The 15,960-nt window shown below is 42.8% G+C and carries 16 protein-coding genes and 1 pseudogene; 14 read left to right on the top strand and 3 right to left on the bottom strand.

What is annotated here, in order from left to right:
- Together dsbG and FTT73_RS16525 are read left to right on the top strand one after the other, a co-directional pair.
- Positions 1 to 741 carry a thiol:disulfide interchange protein DsbG gene (gene dsbG / locus FTT73_RS14030; protein ID WP_016659404.1) on the top strand — a complete coding sequence of 247 codons (741 nt, stop codon included), beginning with the start codon at positions 1 to 3 and terminating at the stop codon, positions 739 to 741.
- A 64-nt stretch (positions 742 to 805) separates the two neighbouring features.
- Positions 806 to 1,117: pseudogene (locus FTT73_RS16525) on the top strand (DUF202 domain-containing protein).
- 8 nt (positions 1,118 to 1,125) lie between these two features.
- Here FTT73_RS16525 and FTT73_RS14020 read toward each other — a convergent pair.
- Positions 1,126 to 1,434 carry a metalloregulator ArsR/SmtB family transcription factor gene (locus tag FTT73_RS14020; protein WP_005247061.1) on the bottom strand — a complete coding sequence of 103 codons (309 nt, stop codon included), beginning with the start codon at positions 1,432 to 1,434 and terminating at the stop codon, positions 1,126 to 1,128.
- Between the two features lie 120 nt (positions 1,435 to 1,554).
- On the opposite strand from FTT73_RS14020, the gene FTT73_RS14015 reads away from it, so the two are divergent.
- The 11 genes from FTT73_RS14015 (at position 1,555) to pnuC (ending at position 10,832) form a co-directional block, all read left to right on the top strand.
- Positions 1,555 to 1,971, top strand: a complete 417-nt coding sequence (locus FTT73_RS14015) for a YeeE/YedE family protein (RefSeq protein ID WP_016659403.1) — start codon at positions 1,555 to 1,557, stop codon at positions 1,969 to 1,971.
- Between the two features lies 1 nt (position 1,972).
- Positions 1,973 to 2,389: a DUF6691 family protein gene (locus FTT73_RS14010; protein ID WP_053579073.1), complete on the top strand. Its 417-nt coding sequence runs from the start codon at positions 1,973 to 1,975 to the stop codon at positions 2,387 to 2,389.
- 2 nt (positions 2,390 to 2,391) lie between these two features.
- Positions 2,392 to 3,264: an MBL fold metallo-hydrolase gene (locus FTT73_RS14005; RefSeq protein WP_053579072.1), complete on the top strand. Its 873-nt coding sequence runs from the start codon at positions 2,392 to 2,394 to the stop codon at positions 3,262 to 3,264.
- 68 nt (positions 3,265 to 3,332) lie between these two features.
- The gene (locus FTT73_RS14000) at positions 3,333 to 4,115 is read left to right on the top strand and encodes a sulfite exporter TauE/SafE family protein (RefSeq protein ID WP_074382697.1); all 783 of its coding nucleotides are present in this window, start codon (positions 3,333 to 3,335) and stop codon (positions 4,113 to 4,115) included.
- Positions 4,116 to 4,214: 99 nt separating this feature from the next.
- The gene (locus FTT73_RS13995; protein WP_035337430.1) at positions 4,215 to 4,610 is read left to right on the top strand and encodes a rhodanese-like domain-containing protein; all 396 of its coding nucleotides are present in this window, start codon (positions 4,215 to 4,217) and stop codon (positions 4,608 to 4,610) included.
- Between the two features lie 49 nt (positions 4,611 to 4,659).
- Entirely contained in the window at positions 4,660 to 4,995 is a 336-nt protein-coding gene (locus FTT73_RS13990) for a carboxymuconolactone decarboxylase family protein (RefSeq protein ID WP_005093752.1), read from the top strand.
- A 28-nt stretch (positions 4,996 to 5,023) separates the two neighbouring features.
- Positions 5,024 to 5,644 (top strand): class I SAM-dependent methyltransferase, encoded by a 621-nt coding sequence (locus tag FTT73_RS13985; protein WP_005093755.1) that lies wholly within the window; start codon positions 5,024 to 5,026, stop codon positions 5,642 to 5,644.
- A gap of 207 nt (positions 5,645 to 5,851) precedes the next feature.
- Entirely contained in the window at positions 5,852 to 6,541 is a 690-nt protein-coding gene (locus FTT73_RS13980; RefSeq protein WP_005093757.1) for a GntR family transcriptional regulator, read from the top strand.
- 258 nt (positions 6,542 to 6,799) lie between these two features.
- Entirely contained in the window at positions 6,800 to 7,993 is a 1,194-nt protein-coding gene (locus FTT73_RS13975; protein ID WP_180075592.1) for a phosphotransferase enzyme family protein, read from the top strand.
- A 51-nt stretch (positions 7,994 to 8,044) separates the two neighbouring features.
- Complete coding sequence (locus FTT73_RS13970) at positions 8,045 to 10,234, top strand: TonB-dependent siderophore receptor (protein ID WP_180191591.1); 2,190 nt, start codon at positions 8,045 to 8,047, stop codon at positions 10,232 to 10,234.
- Positions 10,235 to 10,262: 28 nt separating this feature from the next.
- Positions 10,263 to 10,832: a nicotinamide riboside transporter PnuC gene (gene pnuC / locus FTT73_RS13965; protein ID WP_074382699.1), complete on the top strand. Its 570-nt coding sequence runs from the start codon at positions 10,263 to 10,265 to the stop codon at positions 10,830 to 10,832.
- A gap of 177 nt (positions 10,833 to 11,009) precedes the next feature.
- On the opposite strand, the gene FTT73_RS13960 is transcribed toward pnuC, so the two are convergent.
- Positions 11,010 to 12,521 (bottom strand): aldehyde dehydrogenase family protein, encoded by a 1,512-nt coding sequence (locus FTT73_RS13960; protein ID WP_005093765.1) that lies wholly within the window; start codon positions 12,519 to 12,521, stop codon positions 11,010 to 11,012.
- Between the two features lie 201 nt (positions 12,522 to 12,722).
- On the opposite strand from FTT73_RS13960, the gene FTT73_RS13955 reads away from it, so the two are divergent.
- Positions 12,723 to 13,904 carry a hypothetical protein gene (locus FTT73_RS13955; protein ID WP_004647792.1) on the top strand — a complete coding sequence of 394 codons (1,182 nt, stop codon included), beginning with the start codon at positions 12,723 to 12,725 and terminating at the stop codon, positions 13,902 to 13,904.
- Positions 13,905 to 14,409: 505 nt separating this feature from the next.
- Here the strand turns inward: FTT73_RS13955 and FTT73_RS13950 are convergent.
- Entirely contained in the window at positions 14,410 to 15,582 is a 1,173-nt protein-coding gene (locus tag FTT73_RS13950) for an iron-containing alcohol dehydrogenase (RefSeq protein WP_004733137.1), read from the bottom strand.
- Positions 15,583 to 15,960 lie beyond the last annotated feature (378 nt).

Raw genomic sequence — 15,960 nt, 5'->3', positions numbered from 1 at the left:
ATGAACAGAATTTACCGGGTACTGGGTGCAGGCATGTTCCTGATCATGAGCATGCACACGCAGGCGAATATTAAACAGAATATTGAAAAACAGGGTTTTGTGTTTGTAAAACAGATTCCGGCACCGCAAGGAATGACCGGTTGGGTGGGGCATGAAGACCAGTACTCCAATACAGTATTTATCTCCAACGATGACAAATATTATATCAAGGGCGAACTGTTTGATGCGCAAGGGAAAAGCCTGTCCAATGAGCAGATTGAAAAGCATATGAAAAAAGCGGTATTGGATGATGTCTGGAAAACCCTGGAAAAATCGACCTGGATTCAGGATGGCAAGCCGGATGCACCACGAGTGGTTTATGTCTTTTCCGATCCGAATTGTCCATATTGCTATAAATTCTGGCAGGCGGCTCGGCCTTGGGTCGAATCAGGCAAGGTACAGCTGCGTCATATTCAGGTCGGTGTGATCCGTGAAGAAAGCCGTGGTCAGGTGGCAACATTGTTAATGTCGAAAAATCCAGCAGCAGTTTTTAATGATATAAACAAGAATAAAGGCAAAAAGCAGCTCAAGAAAATGGCAAAGATTCCTGCAGAAATTGCTGCAAAAATTGATGCCAACCAGGCCCTAATGGGGAAATACGGCTTTTTCTCCACACCGTCGATGGCCTGGAAAAATAACCAGGGTGAATTTAAATCTACTCAAGGCCTGGCGATGGACGTCAAAGAAATTTTTGAACAATAAGATCGGATGAGATATGTCCACTTTGGATCATCCACGGGTATTGTTTGCTTTGGAATGAACCGCTCTGGCAGGGAACCGGAATGGTCTGACATTAATTGCATTTGGTTTTGTGATTGAAAAATCCAACCGGCTATTGTAATTAGTCGATCATGAACGTTATGCATAAAAAATAGCCTATGCACAGTGGATGGGGATTGCGGTGATTGTGTTTTGCATGTTGGTGAATATCGCCTCAATCCTGCAATATCGAGGGGGATGGACATCACTGGGACCGCCGGAATTTATTGAAGGTTATTATACCCAGCATCCTGTATGGCTAAACCTGTTTACTGCTTTTAGCGGGCTGCTTCTGATCATTTCTTTTTGGTTGCATTAAGAGGAGGGCTAGGCGCAATACAGCTCGTACAGCTTTTGCATCAGGCTCAAGACCTTGGGATCACTCAGACGATAGAAAATCTGCTTGCCCTCACGTCGGGTGCCAACCATGTTGGCCTTACGCAATACAGTCAGCTGTTGTGAAAGTGTAGGTTGATGAATGTCAGTAGATTCTTCAATTTCCTGAACATTCATTTCCCCATCGACCAGGACACATAAGATTTTCAGACGATCAGGATTGGCCAAAACTTTTAGGCATTGGCTGACGAAATCGACTTGAGAAAAATCAATTTTGGCATTTTCAGCAATCATATCCATAAATGTCCTCACAACTTTTGATGTAGCCCGTGCAGTTTACATAATTTACCATAAAACTGCTTGATTAATATTTTTTATTATATAATATAAAAAAGTATATTGTATAGGGATTAATTCATCATGCATGACTTCCTCATCGCATTTATTGGCGGCTTAATGCTCGGGCTTTCCGTAGTTGGTTATCTTTACGTCAATGGCCGTATTGCAGGAATCAGTGGTTTGATTGGGCAAGTATTAAACTCAAAAACCATGTTTAAAACGCCTGCAATCTGGTTTTTATTAGGCTTGATCCTCACACCGTTTATTTATGGTCTGTTTGTACAACCTGAAATCGAATTGAATGCCAGCCCACTGATGATGATTGTGGCAGGTCTGCTAGTGGGCTTTGGGACACGCTTAGGTTCGGGCTGTACCAGTGGTCACGGAATTTGTGGCATCAGTCGCCTGTCTAAGCGTTCTATCATTGCGACCATGACTTTCATGTTTGCAGGTTTTGTCGCTGTTTATATTATCCGTCATATCACAGGAGCATTCTAAAATGAAAAATGTGTTTGCCTTTTTATTTGGTGCGCTGTTCTCTGTGGGATTGATGGTATCAGGCATGTCCAATCCGGAAAAAGTACTCGATTTCCTGGATCTGTTTGGCGATTGGGATGCCAGTCTGGCCTTTGTCATGATGGGCGCGATTGCGGTGGCCTTTATTCCCTTCCAGAAAGCATTACGTACGGCGCAACCGAAAACAGTATTTAATGACCCTATTGATTTACCTAAAAATAATCAGATAGATAAAAAACTGATCACAGGTGCGGTTTTATTTGGTGCAGGTTGGGGCATTGCCGGCATCTGTCCGGCGCCAAGTTTCACCTTGATCGGTTTGGGCCACTATCAAGTGCTCTATTTTATTGTAGCAATGCTGGTGGGTGTATGGATTCACCGTAAATGGTCAGGAGCTTAACGATGTCAAACTTACCTATAGTAAAAGATTTTTTTCACGAAGATACCAATACCTTCAGTTATGTTGTACGTGATCCTGCAACCAAAGCCTGCGCCATTATTGATAGCGTTCTGGATTACGATCCGGCATCAGCAAGTACCTCAACTATTCATGCCGATAAAATTATTGCCTATATTAAAGAGCAGGGTTTAACGGTCGAGTGGATTCTGGAAACCCATGTCCATGCTGATCATCTGACTGCAGCGCAATACCTCAAAGCTGAGTTAGGTGGCAAGATTGCCATGAGCCAGAAAATTGGTATTGTTCAGCAAACTTTTGGCGCGATTTATCATCTGGATATTAAACAATGGAATGCCCAGCAGCTCTTTGATTATTTATTTGAAGATCATGAGTCGTTCCAAATCGGAACATTGAAAGCCTATAACATTCCAACACCGGGACATACGCCTGCTTGCCTGAGTTATGTGATTGGTGATGCGGTTTTTGTGGGTGATACCCTGTTTATGCCAGATTATGGTACAGCACGTTGTGACTTTCCGCGTGGCAGTGCAGAACAGCTTTATGATTCGGTACAAAGCCTGTTTCAGTTGCCAGAAGATACCCGGGTCTTTTTATGTCATGACTATTTGCCTGAAACACGTGAATCCTATGTGTGTGAATCTGATATACAGACACAAAAGACACAGAATATTCATATTCATCAGGGAATCAGTAAAGCTGAATTTGCTCAGATGCGCAACCAGCGGGATTCAGGACTGAGTATGCCTAAACTGATTCTACCGGCGATTCAGATCAATATGAAAGCAGGGCAGTTTCCTGAGCCAGAGCAAAATGGTGTTTCTTACCTCAAGCTTCCTCTTAACTACTTCAAATAAGCTTGTGTCGTGATTCAACAAAAAGTTCAACCTTTATTGAATCATTTTTGTGGATAAGGGAGAGGGCGATGTGGGCATTAATACTGGAAGGATTGGCGATTGGTGGCTTGCTGGGTCTAACCGGTGCTGGTGGCGGCATTCTGGCTGTACCGGCACTGATGGCGAGTCAGGGTTGGACGGTAGCTCAGGCTGCGCCGGTGGGCTTGCTGGCAGTCACGCTGTCGGCCTTGGTTGGAACGTTCGAAGGTTTATTCAAGCGTATTGTACGTTATCGCGCTGCGCTCTGGATCGCGCTGATCAGTATTCCTTCAGCCCGTTATGGCGTGCATCTGGCTGATATCGTTTCTCCAGTCTGGCTGACGCTGGCTTTCAGTCTGGTCATGCTGATTGTTGCTTACCGGATCTTCTTTAATAAAGTCCATGATCATGGTAATGCACCGTGCAAGGTCAATCAAACGACCGGTCGTCTGATCTGGAATGTGAAAACGGCCTCCTTTCTGGCTGGTATTGGTGTAGTGGCAGGTTTATTAACGGGTCTGCTTGGCGTTGGGGGTGGTTTTGTTATTGTTCCAGCCCTGCGTAAATTCACCGATCTCGATATGCGCAGCATCGTGGCGACCTCTCTCATGATTATTTTCCTGATTGGTGGGGTCAGCATTTCTGCACACGTACTGGAGGGCTTTCAATATCCTGTTTCGGTCACACTGGCCTTTGTCCTGGCCTGTATTGTCGGGATGTTCATTGGACGCAGTCTGATGCATCGGATTGACAGTAACAAGGTACAGAAAATATTTGCCACAACCGTGGTTGGGGTAGCTATGTATTTAATCTATTCAGCGCTCATGGGCTAAAACAGACGATTAAGTACCTAAACTAAAGCGCTTTAATCTCCCTGAGCATCGTTTATGCAATGTGAATATCGTTTTAATGGCCGAGGAAGAATGAAAATGATGAAAACTGCAGAGCAATTGATCCGGAATGCAAAAAGCCGGATTCAGGAAGTCAGCGTAAATGAATTGTTTGAGGCGATGCAAAACCATAAAACCATACTGATTGATGTTCGGGAACCAGATGAATTCCAAGCAGCAGCGATAGACCGGGCGGTGAATTATCCACGTGGTATTTTGGAAATGCGAATTCACCAGCATCCCTTAGCCAGTCATCATTGTGATACCCAGCAGGCACTGGAACATCTTAAAGATCAGCCGATTTATTTGATTTGTGGTACGGGTGGACGTTCAGCACTGGCAACCGATACCTTACAGAATATGGGTTTTACCCAGGTCAAGTCGGTTCAGGGTGGTTACCAGGCCTGGCTGGAACAGGGCTATCCGGTAGAAAAATAAGCTATTGAATATATAAATGAATGCTGATTTCTTTATTTGAGGTGAAGCAATGAAATACAAAGAATTAACCCAGAACATTTCGGGCAGTTTAAGAACTTTAAGTCAGGATTCGCCTGATTTAATGAAAAGTTTTAACCAATTGTCACAGACTGCTATGCGTGATGGCGTGATTGATCCGAAAACCAAGGAGTTAATTGCCTTGGCGATTGGTGTGGCGGCACGTTGTGATGGTTGTATCGGTTTTCATGTTCGAACCTTAGTCAAAATGGGCATGACCCTACGGGAACTGGAAGAAGTTTTAGGCGTTGCCGTCTATATGGGTGGAGGACCTTCATTGATGTATGCCGCAAATGCCCTAGAGGCATTTAAAGAGTTTTCCAGCTGATTGAATCGTTTAGTAAATGGAGGCTGAAATGAGTCAGCACTGGAATGAATTGTATGCCCGGACGCAAGATCTGTATGGCACAGCAGCAAATCTTTTCATTCAGCAAATTTCGGACAAAATCCGAATAGAGGGTAAAACACTGGCAATTGCTGAAGGTGAAGGACGGAATATCTTATACCTGGCTGAGCGGGCAAGACAGCAGGGTTACCCTTTTTCAGCGGAAGTCTGGGATTATTCTGATGTTGCTTTGACGCATCTGTCCAGCAAGGCTGAAGCCCAAGGGATAAAAGTTGAACTTAAACATGTTGATTTAACAGTAGCTCAATGGCCATCGGAGTTTTATCAAAATGTGATCTGTGTATTTGGTCATTTCGATATAGAAACACAAAAACAGGTTTTAGAAGGCATAAGAAAATCCTTGCTCAACGGTGGATGGTTTATTGGTGAGCTATATTCAAAGGAACAGATCGACTATAAAACCGGTGGTCCTTCAAATGTCGAATATTTATACGATCCTCGTTGCATTCTAGAAGTCTTCGGACAGGACCACATCCATCACTTTTATGTCGGGGAGCAAGAAAGGCAGGAGGGAAAATTACATTGTGGTAAATGCCATGTTATTCAATTTGCGATACAAGTGAGGAAGTAGAGCATAAGTGAATTTAATACATTTTGCTGACGATAAGGTCCTGCATTCTCATCATCAATATTTTTAGGGGGGATTACCATTACCGTAAAAATTCTCATTAAGACTAGGGAATGTATCTTTTTACTGATCTGTACCTTTTTTAATTTTCCTCTGTTCTTTAATTTAGTACCATCAATATAACTTACGCTGACGAGCTGGATTCACTGAATGAAGTATATGGAAATCAGAGATTTGATTGAGGCTGAATTGAAAAAATACAGTTCTAATCAAATGATTCCATCGGAACGTTACTTGGCATTAAAGTTTAACTGTTCAAGGGAAACAGTGCGTAAGGCTTATGAACAGCTTCGTGCCGAAGATAAAATTTACAAACGGCAAAATCTCGGCTGGTTTGTGAGTAATAAAAAAATTCAATACTATCCAAACTCAATTGAAAATTTTCGTTCTTATATGAAGGCACAGGGTTTTAATGCCAGAACAGAACTGATCTCGACCAGACAGCTGGAGCGATTTGATCACAGTGATGTTTTTAGTGAAGCAACGAGAAGACTCGGCTTTATTGAAATTATCCGTTTACGTTATGCTGATGATGTCCCGGTACTCCTTGAATACAATTATCTGCCTGTTGCGCTATTTCCAGATGTGCTGAATTATGACGTGATTACTTCGGTCCAAGATGTCATTAAAAATCACTTTGATTATGATTATACGAGTAGTCAGTTAAAAATTAAAAATACCGGTGTCTCTCATTTTGAGAGCCAATATTTAGGAATTCCTATAAGCCAAACAGCAACTTACATTGAACGTATTTCAAAATCAAACGATCTGGTGATTGAATATGACATCGAAATCTGGTCTCAGGACAAAATTGAAATGACCCTAGATATTCACGCATAAGCTTATATTTATCTCCAATCCATTCAAATCCTAAAAACTTCTGTGTTTTTAGGATTTTTTTTTAAAATAATTTTAATTATTAAGCATTCTATTTTTATATTTAAAAGGCTAAACTTGCCTCCAATTTAATACTGGTATGTACCACTTAATTTTGGGACAAACCTTAAATATTAAATGTATTTGAAAATACTGTGTAGATGTTTGCTTAAATGATGACTCTCCATTACCACATGATGATCTGGCTCAGGAATATTGATAATGACCACAATGACTGATGATTTAGGTCATGGTATGGGCAATGCCTGGGAACATAAAGACTGGGCACATATTTCTGATCCAGAATTACAAAGCCTGCAGCAGCAGTATTCCTGTTTACAAGGTCATATTCAGATTTTGTGGTGTAGTCCACGGCCATTTTCATCTGCAGTATTGGTTAAAGTAGAGCAGGATCTTGTGAGCAGGGATGAAATAGTCGCGCATCAGTATTTGATTAAGCGCAGCCATTGTTCCTTTCGTCGTGCCCGCGATATTTTACAGGAGCATGCCGTTCTTCAGCATTTAGCTAGCAAAGAAATTCCTGTTGCAGCATTGATTAGCTCAAATCAAGGTCTGACCGCTTTAGAGCTAGGTGACTGGACCTATGAAGTCTATGCAAAAGCAGCCGGCTTAGATCTGTATGCAGATCAGCAATCCTGGAAACCTTTTTTCTATGCTGAACATGCTGCGAAAGCGGGGCAATTACTGGCAAGCTTACATATGGCCATGCAGGATTTTCCTGAGCGGCAAGGCCGATCAGCATCTTATTTATTGTCCAATCAGCAGCTTTTAAACAGTGAAAATATCGTTACAGCCATTCAACGGCGCATTGTAAACAGTCCAGAATTAAGCCGTTACTGTGCCGACAAAAATTTAGATCCTTACTTTTTAGATCAAATCTTACAGGTTCACCAGCGTATTCAGCCTGTATTGCAACAGGCAAGCAGAATTTGGACCCATAACGATTTACACGCTTCTAATCTATTTTGGTCAGCACCGGATGCCAAAGCGGAGATTACTGCCGTAATTGATTTTGGTTTATCTGACCGAAATTCGGCACTTTATGATCTGGCTGTGACGATTGAACGTAATTTCATTGATTGGTTGGAATTAAAGCAGAACCCACATATTCCGATTGATGAAGCCGGTTTAACCGCTTTTCTCCATGCTTATTTTTCCGAGATACATCCACAAGAAGATTTTAGTATTTTGCCAGAACTGCTGAAAATCGTGCATCTGGATTTCGCTTTTTCAGAGCTGGAGTATTTTGTGGGCATTACCCACAACCTCAACCATGCAGATGCGGCTTATTACGACTGGATTATCGGTCATGTGGACTGGTTCTTTGGCGAACAAGGCCAACAATTTACCCAGACTTTAACCCGGCTCATTCAACACGAATTGCACTCTTCTTAGTTGCTCTCTAAACCCGGCATCATCACCCACTTCAAATACATAAGGTTTCGTATGAACAATCGTCAACTCAAACAGAATGTATTAACCCGATCTTTAAATATGATCATTCTGTCGCAGCTTTGTTTAGCCCCGCTGACTTATGCTGAAGACGATGTTCAACAGCTTGACACGATTGTCATTACAGCCGATCAAAGCATCCCTTACTCGAGTGCCAAAGTGAATGTCGAGGGATTTGCTACGGACAGTCTGCAAAAAATACCTGCATCGGTCTTTATCGTGACTGCCGATCTCATTGCTGAACAACATGCTCGCGTGCTGAGCGATGTGGTAAAAAATGATGCAGCCATCGGTGATGGCTATGCTGCAATTGGCTATTATCCAAACTTTGTCTCGCGTGGCTTTGAACTCGATTTGGCATCAAGCTACCTCATTAATGGCAATGTGATTCGTGGTGAACAAAACGTTGCACTTGAAAACAAAGAACGTGTGGAAGTTTTAAAAGGCATTTCCGCGATTCAAAGTGGTATGTCGACCCCGGGTGGTGTGGTCAATTATGTCACCAAGCGACCCAAAGATATCCAGGCCCTGACATTCTCTGCCGATCAACACGGCCAGTTTTCAGTGGCAACTGATCTCGGTGGTTTTTTGGGTGATGAGCAGCAATTCGGATATCGCATCAATCTGGTGAATGAGCAGATTGAGTCTTATGTCGATCACGTGGATGGTGAGCGCTATTTAGCGGCATTGGCCTTAGACTGGAAAACATCTGAGCAATCTAAATTGGAATTTGATCTTGAAGCACAGCGTTCCGAACAAAAATCAGTGCCAGGTTATCAATTACTGGATGGTAAAGTCCCAGAAAATGTGAAATGGGACCGATTGCTTGGTTACCAGACTTGGGGCAAACCGGTCACGATCGATAGTCTGAATAGCAGTTTAAAATATAGTTATGCCTTGAATGATGACTGGAACTTGGGACTCGTCGCAGCCCACAGTAAATCCAGAGTTGATGACTATTCAAGCTTTGCTTATGGTTATTATCGGGAAGGCTGTCTGGAAGAGTATTCCTGTAACACGTTTGGTAAAGCTGGCGAGTATGATATTTACGATTATCAGAATCCAGATGAAACCTTTAAAACCAACCAATTTAAAGTCAAACTAGATGGGGTGATTGATACCAATTGGGCGCAACATTATCTACATTTTGATATTACACAAACCAATAAATCGCGAGATCGTTTTGCTGGTGTCAATGAATGGAAATGGATTGGTGTAGGTAATATTTATACAGAAACCATAGATTTTTCCCCAGTAACAGCGAATGCTGGACCAAAATATCAAGTACTTAAAAGTAAACAAACTGCATTTACAGCATTAGACCGTATTGAATGGAATAAACAGTGGTCTACTTTGATTGGCGGAAAATGGATCGAGCTTGATGAACAAGCACATGCTTATGATGCAGAGGGTAAGCAGGTAATAAAAGTTCGTGATACGGATTTAGGCAAATTTTTACCACAGTTTGCAGTGAGTTATAGCCCGGTAGAGTCAACAACTCTGTATGCCTCTTATGCCAAAGGCTTGTCAGATGGAAAGACAGCACCTTTGTTTGCAGAGAATGCGGCTGAAACTCTAGCGCCGATCTATTCAGAGCAATATGAAATTGGCCTAAAACAACAGATCAAGCAGTTTTTATTGACTGCCTCGCTATTTGATTTACGCCAAGACAACCAATATAGCAAGCCGATTTCAGGACTTCGCTATTTTGTTGCGGAAGGCGAACAACATAGTCAGGGTCTGGAGCTCGGACTGAATGGTGCATTAACCGATCATCTGGGCTTAACTTCATCTTTAGCCTTGACTAAAGCCCGTTTAGAAAATGTAGAAGCGGTTGAATATGGCAATCATCAGGCGCAAAACGTGCCAAAAGTTCGTTTCGCAACACATCTTCGCTATAACGTACCGAGCATTGCAGGTTTCACTGTTCTGGCAGGTGGTCAATACAGTTCCAGCAAATATGCTAACAAAGAGGGTGCTGCGAAAGTCGCAGGTTATAGTGTGGTTGATTTAGGCGCTGCTTATCAATTTAAGCTAAATACGACCGATGCATTGCTACGCTTGAATATTAATAATCTGTTCAACAAGAAATACTGGCGTGATGCAGGTGAATTTTTGGGTGACGATTATTTATTCTTGGGTTCGCCGCGTACAGCAACCTTGTCATTCAATCTGAACTTCTAAATTGGCTGCTTAATCAGGTTATATTGCTATGGAAAATATAGAAATTGCAGCGTTCATTTTAAATGTTTTAGGTGTCTGGTTGACGTCTAAACAATATAAAGCCTGCTGGGTAGTGAATATTGTCGCTGTATTTCTGTATATCATTATTTTTTATCGTGTCAATTTATTTGCAGACGCAGCATTACAAGCCGTATTTATCTTGATGCAACTCTATGGCTGGTATAGCTGGTCGAAGAAAGATCAAGACCAGGATCTGACTGTACAGATTGGCTATTTGAATAAAAAAATCTGGGTATATAGCCTGATTGTGGGTATTGTCGCTGGTCTGGTGATTGGTGCCTTATTTGCTCATTTCACCGCAGCGTCACTACCTTGGTTGGACTCCATGTTAGCCTCTTTTAGCTTGGTGGCAAGTTATTGGGCGGCAAAAAAATATATTGAAAGCTGGGGATTATGGTGTGTGTTAGATGTGATTTATGTCGGCATGTATAGCTATAAGTCATTGTATTTAACCGCCGTGCTTTATTTTATTTTTATTCTTCTGGCACTCAATGGCTGGAGAATGTGGCGAAATCTTTATAGAGTGAAATTATCTTGAAATGACACTATTGCAAATAGAAATTTGAGGTGATGCTCTTTCCTTTAAAAAAAGTATTTATAGACTAAAAACTTTATTTGAATTGGCCGCAGCTTGAAGATGTTGCTGATATTTTGTGAAAGCTAGCTACCATACATTCAAAGCGAACCGAAGTTCGCTTTGAATGTATTTCACTTCTTAAAAGAACCCGGCTGGTTTGGTCGAATAGCTGACTAGCAAGTTTTTAGTCTGCTGATAATGATCCAGCATCATTCTATGATTCTCACGCCCAATCCCTGATTTTTTATAACCACCGAAAGCCGCATGGGCAGGGTAGATGTGATAACAGTTAGTCCAGACCCGACCTGCCTGAATAGCACGGCCTGCACGGTAAGAGGTATGCGCTGAGCGTGACCAGACACCGGCACCGAGTCCATAAATCGTATCATTGGCGATCTTGATCGCATCATCAAAGTCTTTAAAGGTGGTCACAGCCAATACAGGCCCGAAGATTTCATCCTGGAAGGTCTTCATGTCATTGGTGCCTTTAAAGATAGTCGGCTCAATATAGAAACCTTGACCCACTTCCTGACGTGCTTCACCACCAGTCAGGATCTGTGCGCCTTCTTCACGACCAGTGGCAATACAGCCCAGAATCTTGTCCTGCTGTTCCTGTGAGGCTTGCGCGCCAATCATGGTGTCAGTATCCAGCGGATGCCCGGTTTTAATCCGTTTCACCCGTTCAACGGCACGCGCCAGAAATTCGTCAGCAATACTTTCCTGGATCAGCGCACGCGATGGACAGGTGCAGATTTCACCCTGGTTCAGGGCAAACATGGCAAAACCTTCCAGCGCTTTGTCCAGATAATCGTCTTCCTGATCCATAATGTCGGCAAAGAACAAGTTTGGTGATTTACCGCCAAGTTCCAGAGTCACCGGAATAATATTTTCAGTCGCATATTGCATGATCATCTGACCCACTGCGGTGGAACCGGTAAAGGCAATCTTGGAAATACGGGGATTGGTCGCCAGTGGACGGCCGACTTCGACCCCGTAGCCATTGACGATGTTCAACACGCCCGGTGGCAAAATATCCTGAATCAGTTCAGCCAGCACCAGAATGCTGACCGGAGTCTGTTCTGCAGGTTTCAACACAATGCAGTTGCCCGCAGCCAGGGCAGGTGCCAGTTTCCAGACAGCCATCAGAATCGGAAAGTTCCACGGGATAATCTGACCCACGACGCCCAACGGCTCATGAAAATGATAAGCAATCGTATCTTCATCAATTTCGGAAATGCCGCCTTCCTGCGCACGAATACAGCCGGCAAAATAACGGAAATGATCAATCGCCAGCGGAATATCGGCAGCCAGCGTTTCACGGATCGGTTTGCCGTTATCCCAGGTTTCTGCCACTGCCAGCAGTTCCAGATTTTGTTCCAGACGATCGGCAATTTTCAACAGAATATTGGAGCGGGTGGTCGGCGATGCTCTGTTCCATTGTTCTTTGGCTTTGTGCGCTGCATCCAGGGCCAATTCAATGTCTTCTACAGAAGAACGCGGAACCTTGGTAAAGACTTTGCCATCTACCGGAGAGATGTTGTCAAAGTATTCACCTTTGACCGGAGCGACCCATTCGCCGCCAATAAAATTCTCGTATTGTGCTTTAAAATGAACTTTTGAATCAGGTTGATTAGGATCGACGTAACGCATATGTATTTCCTTTGCTTATTTTCGTATGGCAAAACCGCTTCTACAGCTTTGGTATAAGGGACTTCTGCATCTTATTTGATTAATATAACTGGTATAAGGTTGGAAAAAGGTTGGAGCTAGCATGTTCACGATATTTTCATCCATTTTAAAAAAATAACGATTACAGCCGATGTAAATCATGAATTGTTGTGAGAATAAGGAATGATGACAAAACAAGATTTGATGGAAAAAAGGCACAATACTGATCAGCTTCGGCAAAACAGCAGTTTGTCTCCCTTACATGCAGAACAGCTGGGACAGAGTATTGCCAGCTCCTGGCAACGTTCATCCTCGGCTGAAATCCCGAAGAATCGTTTAGCAGCACCGCTGACGGATTTAAAAAAGACCACTTCTTCCTCAACTTTAGCCCAAGCCCTGCAACATTGTGCTCAGGATTTAAAACATATTGCCGAGCAATCTTCTATGGTGCTGGCGGTCGGAGATATCGGCAGCACCATCATTTGGGCAGCTTCTAGCCCACAAATGCAAAGTGCCGCAGAAAGTGTACATTTTATTGAAGGTGGGCAATGGCGCGAAGAGCTAGTCGGAACCAATGCATTGGCATTATCCTTAAAAACTCAACAATCCAGCTGTGTCTTTTCCAGTGAACATTACATGTCCTCCATTCATGATTGGGTTTGTTACGCTGCCCCGATTATTGATCCCTATTCAAAACAGGTCTTAGGTGTCATTGATCTGTCGACTACCTGGCCAAAGCATAACAGTTTAGCACTACTAGCTGCGGAGCGCTGTGCTACGATCATCCAGTCGGCTCTACTAGAATGCCAGAAGCAGCGCCTGTTTATTCGAGCTTTTTCAGTACCTCAAGTGCTGTTTAATGGCAAGATGCTGGTTCTGACTCCTCGACAGATTGAAATTCTGACCATTCTAGCCTTATGTCCGCAGGGTCTGAGTCTAGATACATTGCATCAAGCCTTATATGGCGAGCGCAAGGTCAGTATGGGGACTTTAAAAGCAGAAATGTCACAATTACGCGATTTATTAGGTGGTATGCTGGGTTCCAGACCCTATCGTTTATTGGCGCATGTAGAGGCTGATTTTTTAATGACAGAGCAATCTTTAGATGCTGGGTATATCGATTCAGCCTTGAAATTATGTACCGGCGTATTTCTGGCCAAAACAGAAAGTCCATTTCTATGCGCCTGGAGAGATTGTCTGGAATCACGCCTGAGCGATGCCATTTTCAAGGCTAATGAAACCGATGTCTTGCTGAAACATGTGGCACATTTTCCTGAAGCGATTGATGCTGTAGAACGCCTGATTGAACTGATGCCCAAAAACCATCCCGTTCATCAGACTCTGTTAAAATATAAAAATCTTTAAAGCTGATGTAACTGTCGGTACAAAGCTAAATAGTTAAAATAGGAATATTCTGGAATATTAAGTATTATCCTTGCTTACTGTGAGTTTACTTATTAATTTAGACTGAACCTGATCCTAAAATTTTTATCAGTGGCTACCCAGTTTGCCGTTTGCCTAGATGCTTGATATCAGCTACGCTCACCTTCATGTCATTTGAAGGACGCGCAGTTTATTCCTCAGGGATCAAATATAATCGTAAGATAATACGCTATGAAATTTTATTTGTGGCTAGAACGGGCTAAAAAAATAGTGGCATTTTTCTACCATGGGATTAATGTCGATATTCATAATGAAGGGGACTTCATAAAAAAGAAACACCCCCCGCTTTTATCCTCTTATGAAGGCAAAAGGATCAGCCAGGAACAGGAAAATGCATGTCTGCTCTTGGCACACTTCCTCAGGAAGTGAAACAGGGGCTGTTAAAAATGTAAGTCAGATGCTTGGAGAGAAGACTTACATTGAGGCACTACATCGCCGCTTTAAAAATATCTACCACTTGGGCATGGCTGGCTTTACGTGGATTGGTCAGCATGCAGGCATCTTTTTGTGCATTTTCCGCCATGATGGCCAAGTCAGCTTCTTTTACATTCAATTCCGTCAGCCCAGATGGAATACCAATTGAAGCCGAAAGCTGACGAATGGCGCCAATCGCTTCATAAGCTGCTTCAGTTACGGTTAAGCCTTCTGTATTCACCCCCATCAATTGGGCAATTTTGGCATAACGTTCAGGACAAGCAATCAGGTTAAATTCACAAACATGGGGGAGCAGAATTGCATTACAAACACCATGCGGCAAGTTGTAGAAGCCTCCGAGCTGATGTGCCATCGCATGCACATATCCTAAAGAGGCGTTATTAAAGGCCATTCCGGCAAGATATTGAGCATAGCTCATGGCATCCCGTGCTTCTAGATTATCCCCATTCGCCACTGCGGGACTGAGCCATTCACTGATCATGGTGATCGCCTTTTCTGCACAGGCATCAGTGATGGGATTAGCAGCCGTAGATACATAGGCCTCGACCGCATGTGTCAGAGCATCCATCCCTGTTGCCGCAGTCAGGCCGGCAGGTTTGGCCAACATCAGTTTAGGGTCATCAATCGCAATGAGTGGTGTGCAACGCCAATCTACAATCGCCATTTTCACATGGGTATCGGTATTGGTAATGATACAGAAACGTGTCATCTCCGAAGCCGTCCCTGCCGTGGTATTGATTGCAATCAGTGGTGTCATCGGAACGGTACTTTTATCAATCCCTTCATAATCACGGATATGTCCGCCACCTGCAGTGACCAGACCGATGCCTTTGGCACAGTCATGTGATGAGCCCCCACCTAACGATACAATAAAATCACAGGCATTTTCATTATAAGCTTCAACTCCATGATGCACGTTAATATCAGTTGGATTGGGTTCCGCACCTGGGAAAATATAACTGTCAACACCTGCCTCTTTCAAATAATCTGCAATATCATCTGCAACACCAAATTTAAACAGGCCAGCATCAGTTACAATCAGTGCTTTCTTGGCGCCTAAATTTTGTGCTTTTATCCCGATTTCTTTAGCACAGCCCGGACCAAAAAGTGAAACGCAGGGAATATAAAAACCGTTAGTTTGATCTGCAATATTTTTAAAAGCCATGGGGTGATTCCTTCTACCATTGATTGATTATTTTATCGGTGACCCTCACCGTAATATGAGTATTGGATGAAGCTAAAAAGAATCCTACCTACCAAATACCTACCAATTTAAATTTCTGATTCTAGCCAAAATAATGCATTTGAGGTATTTAAAAGCAGATTGGCAAGGTTTAGCAGATACTGGGTAGATTGGTTTAATAAAGGGCGTGTGAATAGCACACTAGGCTGTTTACTACTTTCTGATTTTAAATAAATAGACTTCCGTCATAAATCAAAAAACGTACAATTTATTTGATCTTAAATTAATCAGCAAAATTATTTAATCCAAGGGATAATCCTTGGATGAAATTCAAAGATATTCAAAAATTATCAGACGTTA

Origin of the sequence: Acinetobacter sp. YH01006 (genome assembly GCF_013420445.1) — a bacterium.
In the GTDB taxonomy this organism is placed as follows: domain Bacteria; phylum Pseudomonadota; class Gammaproteobacteria; order Pseudomonadales; family Moraxellaceae; genus Acinetobacter; species Acinetobacter pseudolwoffii.
This window is presented reverse-complemented; position numbering and strand designations above follow the sequence as displayed.

What these genes read in the sequence shown, in the direction of transcription:
- FTT73_RS13975 (WP_180075592.1), top strand. Translation starts at nt 6,800, where the DNA reads ATGACCACAATGACTGATGATTTAGGTCATGGTATGGGCAATGCCTGG.
- FTT73_RS13950 (WP_004733137.1), bottom strand. Translation starts at nt 15,582, where the DNA reads ATGGCTTTTAAAAATATTGCAGATCAAACTAACGGTTTTTATATTCCC.
- FTT73_RS13980 (WP_005093757.1), top strand. Translation starts at nt 5,852, where the DNA reads ATGAAGTATATGGAAATCAGAGATTTGATTGAGGCTGAATTGAAAAAA.
- FTT73_RS14005 (WP_053579072.1), top strand. Translation starts at nt 2,392, where the DNA reads ATGTCAAACTTACCTATAGTAAAAGATTTTTTTCACGAAGATACCAAT.
- FTT73_RS14015 (WP_016659403.1), top strand. Translation starts at nt 1,555, where the DNA reads ATGCATGACTTCCTCATCGCATTTATTGGCGGCTTAATGCTCGGGCTT.
- FTT73_RS14000 (WP_074382697.1), top strand. Translation starts at nt 3,333, where the DNA reads ATGTGGGCATTAATACTGGAAGGATTGGCGATTGGTGGCTTGCTGGGT.
- FTT73_RS13995 (WP_035337430.1), top strand. Translation starts at nt 4,215, where the DNA reads ATGAAAACTGCAGAGCAATTGATCCGGAATGCAAAAAGCCGGATTCAG.
- dsbG (WP_016659404.1), top strand. Translation starts at nt 1, where the DNA reads ATGAACAGAATTTACCGGGTACTGGGTGCAGGCATGTTCCTGATCATG.
- FTT73_RS14010 (WP_053579073.1), top strand. Translation starts at nt 1,973, where the DNA reads ATGAAAAATGTGTTTGCCTTTTTATTTGGTGCGCTGTTCTCTGTGGGA.
- FTT73_RS13960 (WP_005093765.1), bottom strand. Translation starts at nt 12,521, where the DNA reads ATGCGTTACGTCGATCCTAATCAACCTGATTCAAAAGTTCATTTTAAA.
- FTT73_RS13970 (WP_180191591.1), top strand. Translation starts at nt 8,045, where the DNA reads ATGAACAATCGTCAACTCAAACAGAATGTATTAACCCGATCTTTAAAT.
- FTT73_RS13990 (WP_005093752.1), top strand. Translation starts at nt 4,660, where the DNA reads ATGAAATACAAAGAATTAACCCAGAACATTTCGGGCAGTTTAAGAACT.
- FTT73_RS13985 (WP_005093755.1), top strand. Translation starts at nt 5,024, where the DNA reads ATGAGTCAGCACTGGAATGAATTGTATGCCCGGACGCAAGATCTGTAT.
- FTT73_RS13955 (WP_004647792.1), top strand. Translation starts at nt 12,723, where the DNA reads ATGATGACAAAACAAGATTTGATGGAAAAAAGGCACAATACTGATCAG.
- FTT73_RS14020 (WP_005247061.1), bottom strand. Translation starts at nt 1,434, where the DNA reads ATGGATATGATTGCTGAAAATGCCAAAATTGATTTTTCTCAAGTCGAT.
- pnuC (WP_074382699.1), top strand. Translation starts at nt 10,263, where the DNA reads ATGGAAAATATAGAAATTGCAGCGTTCATTTTAAATGTTTTAGGTGTC.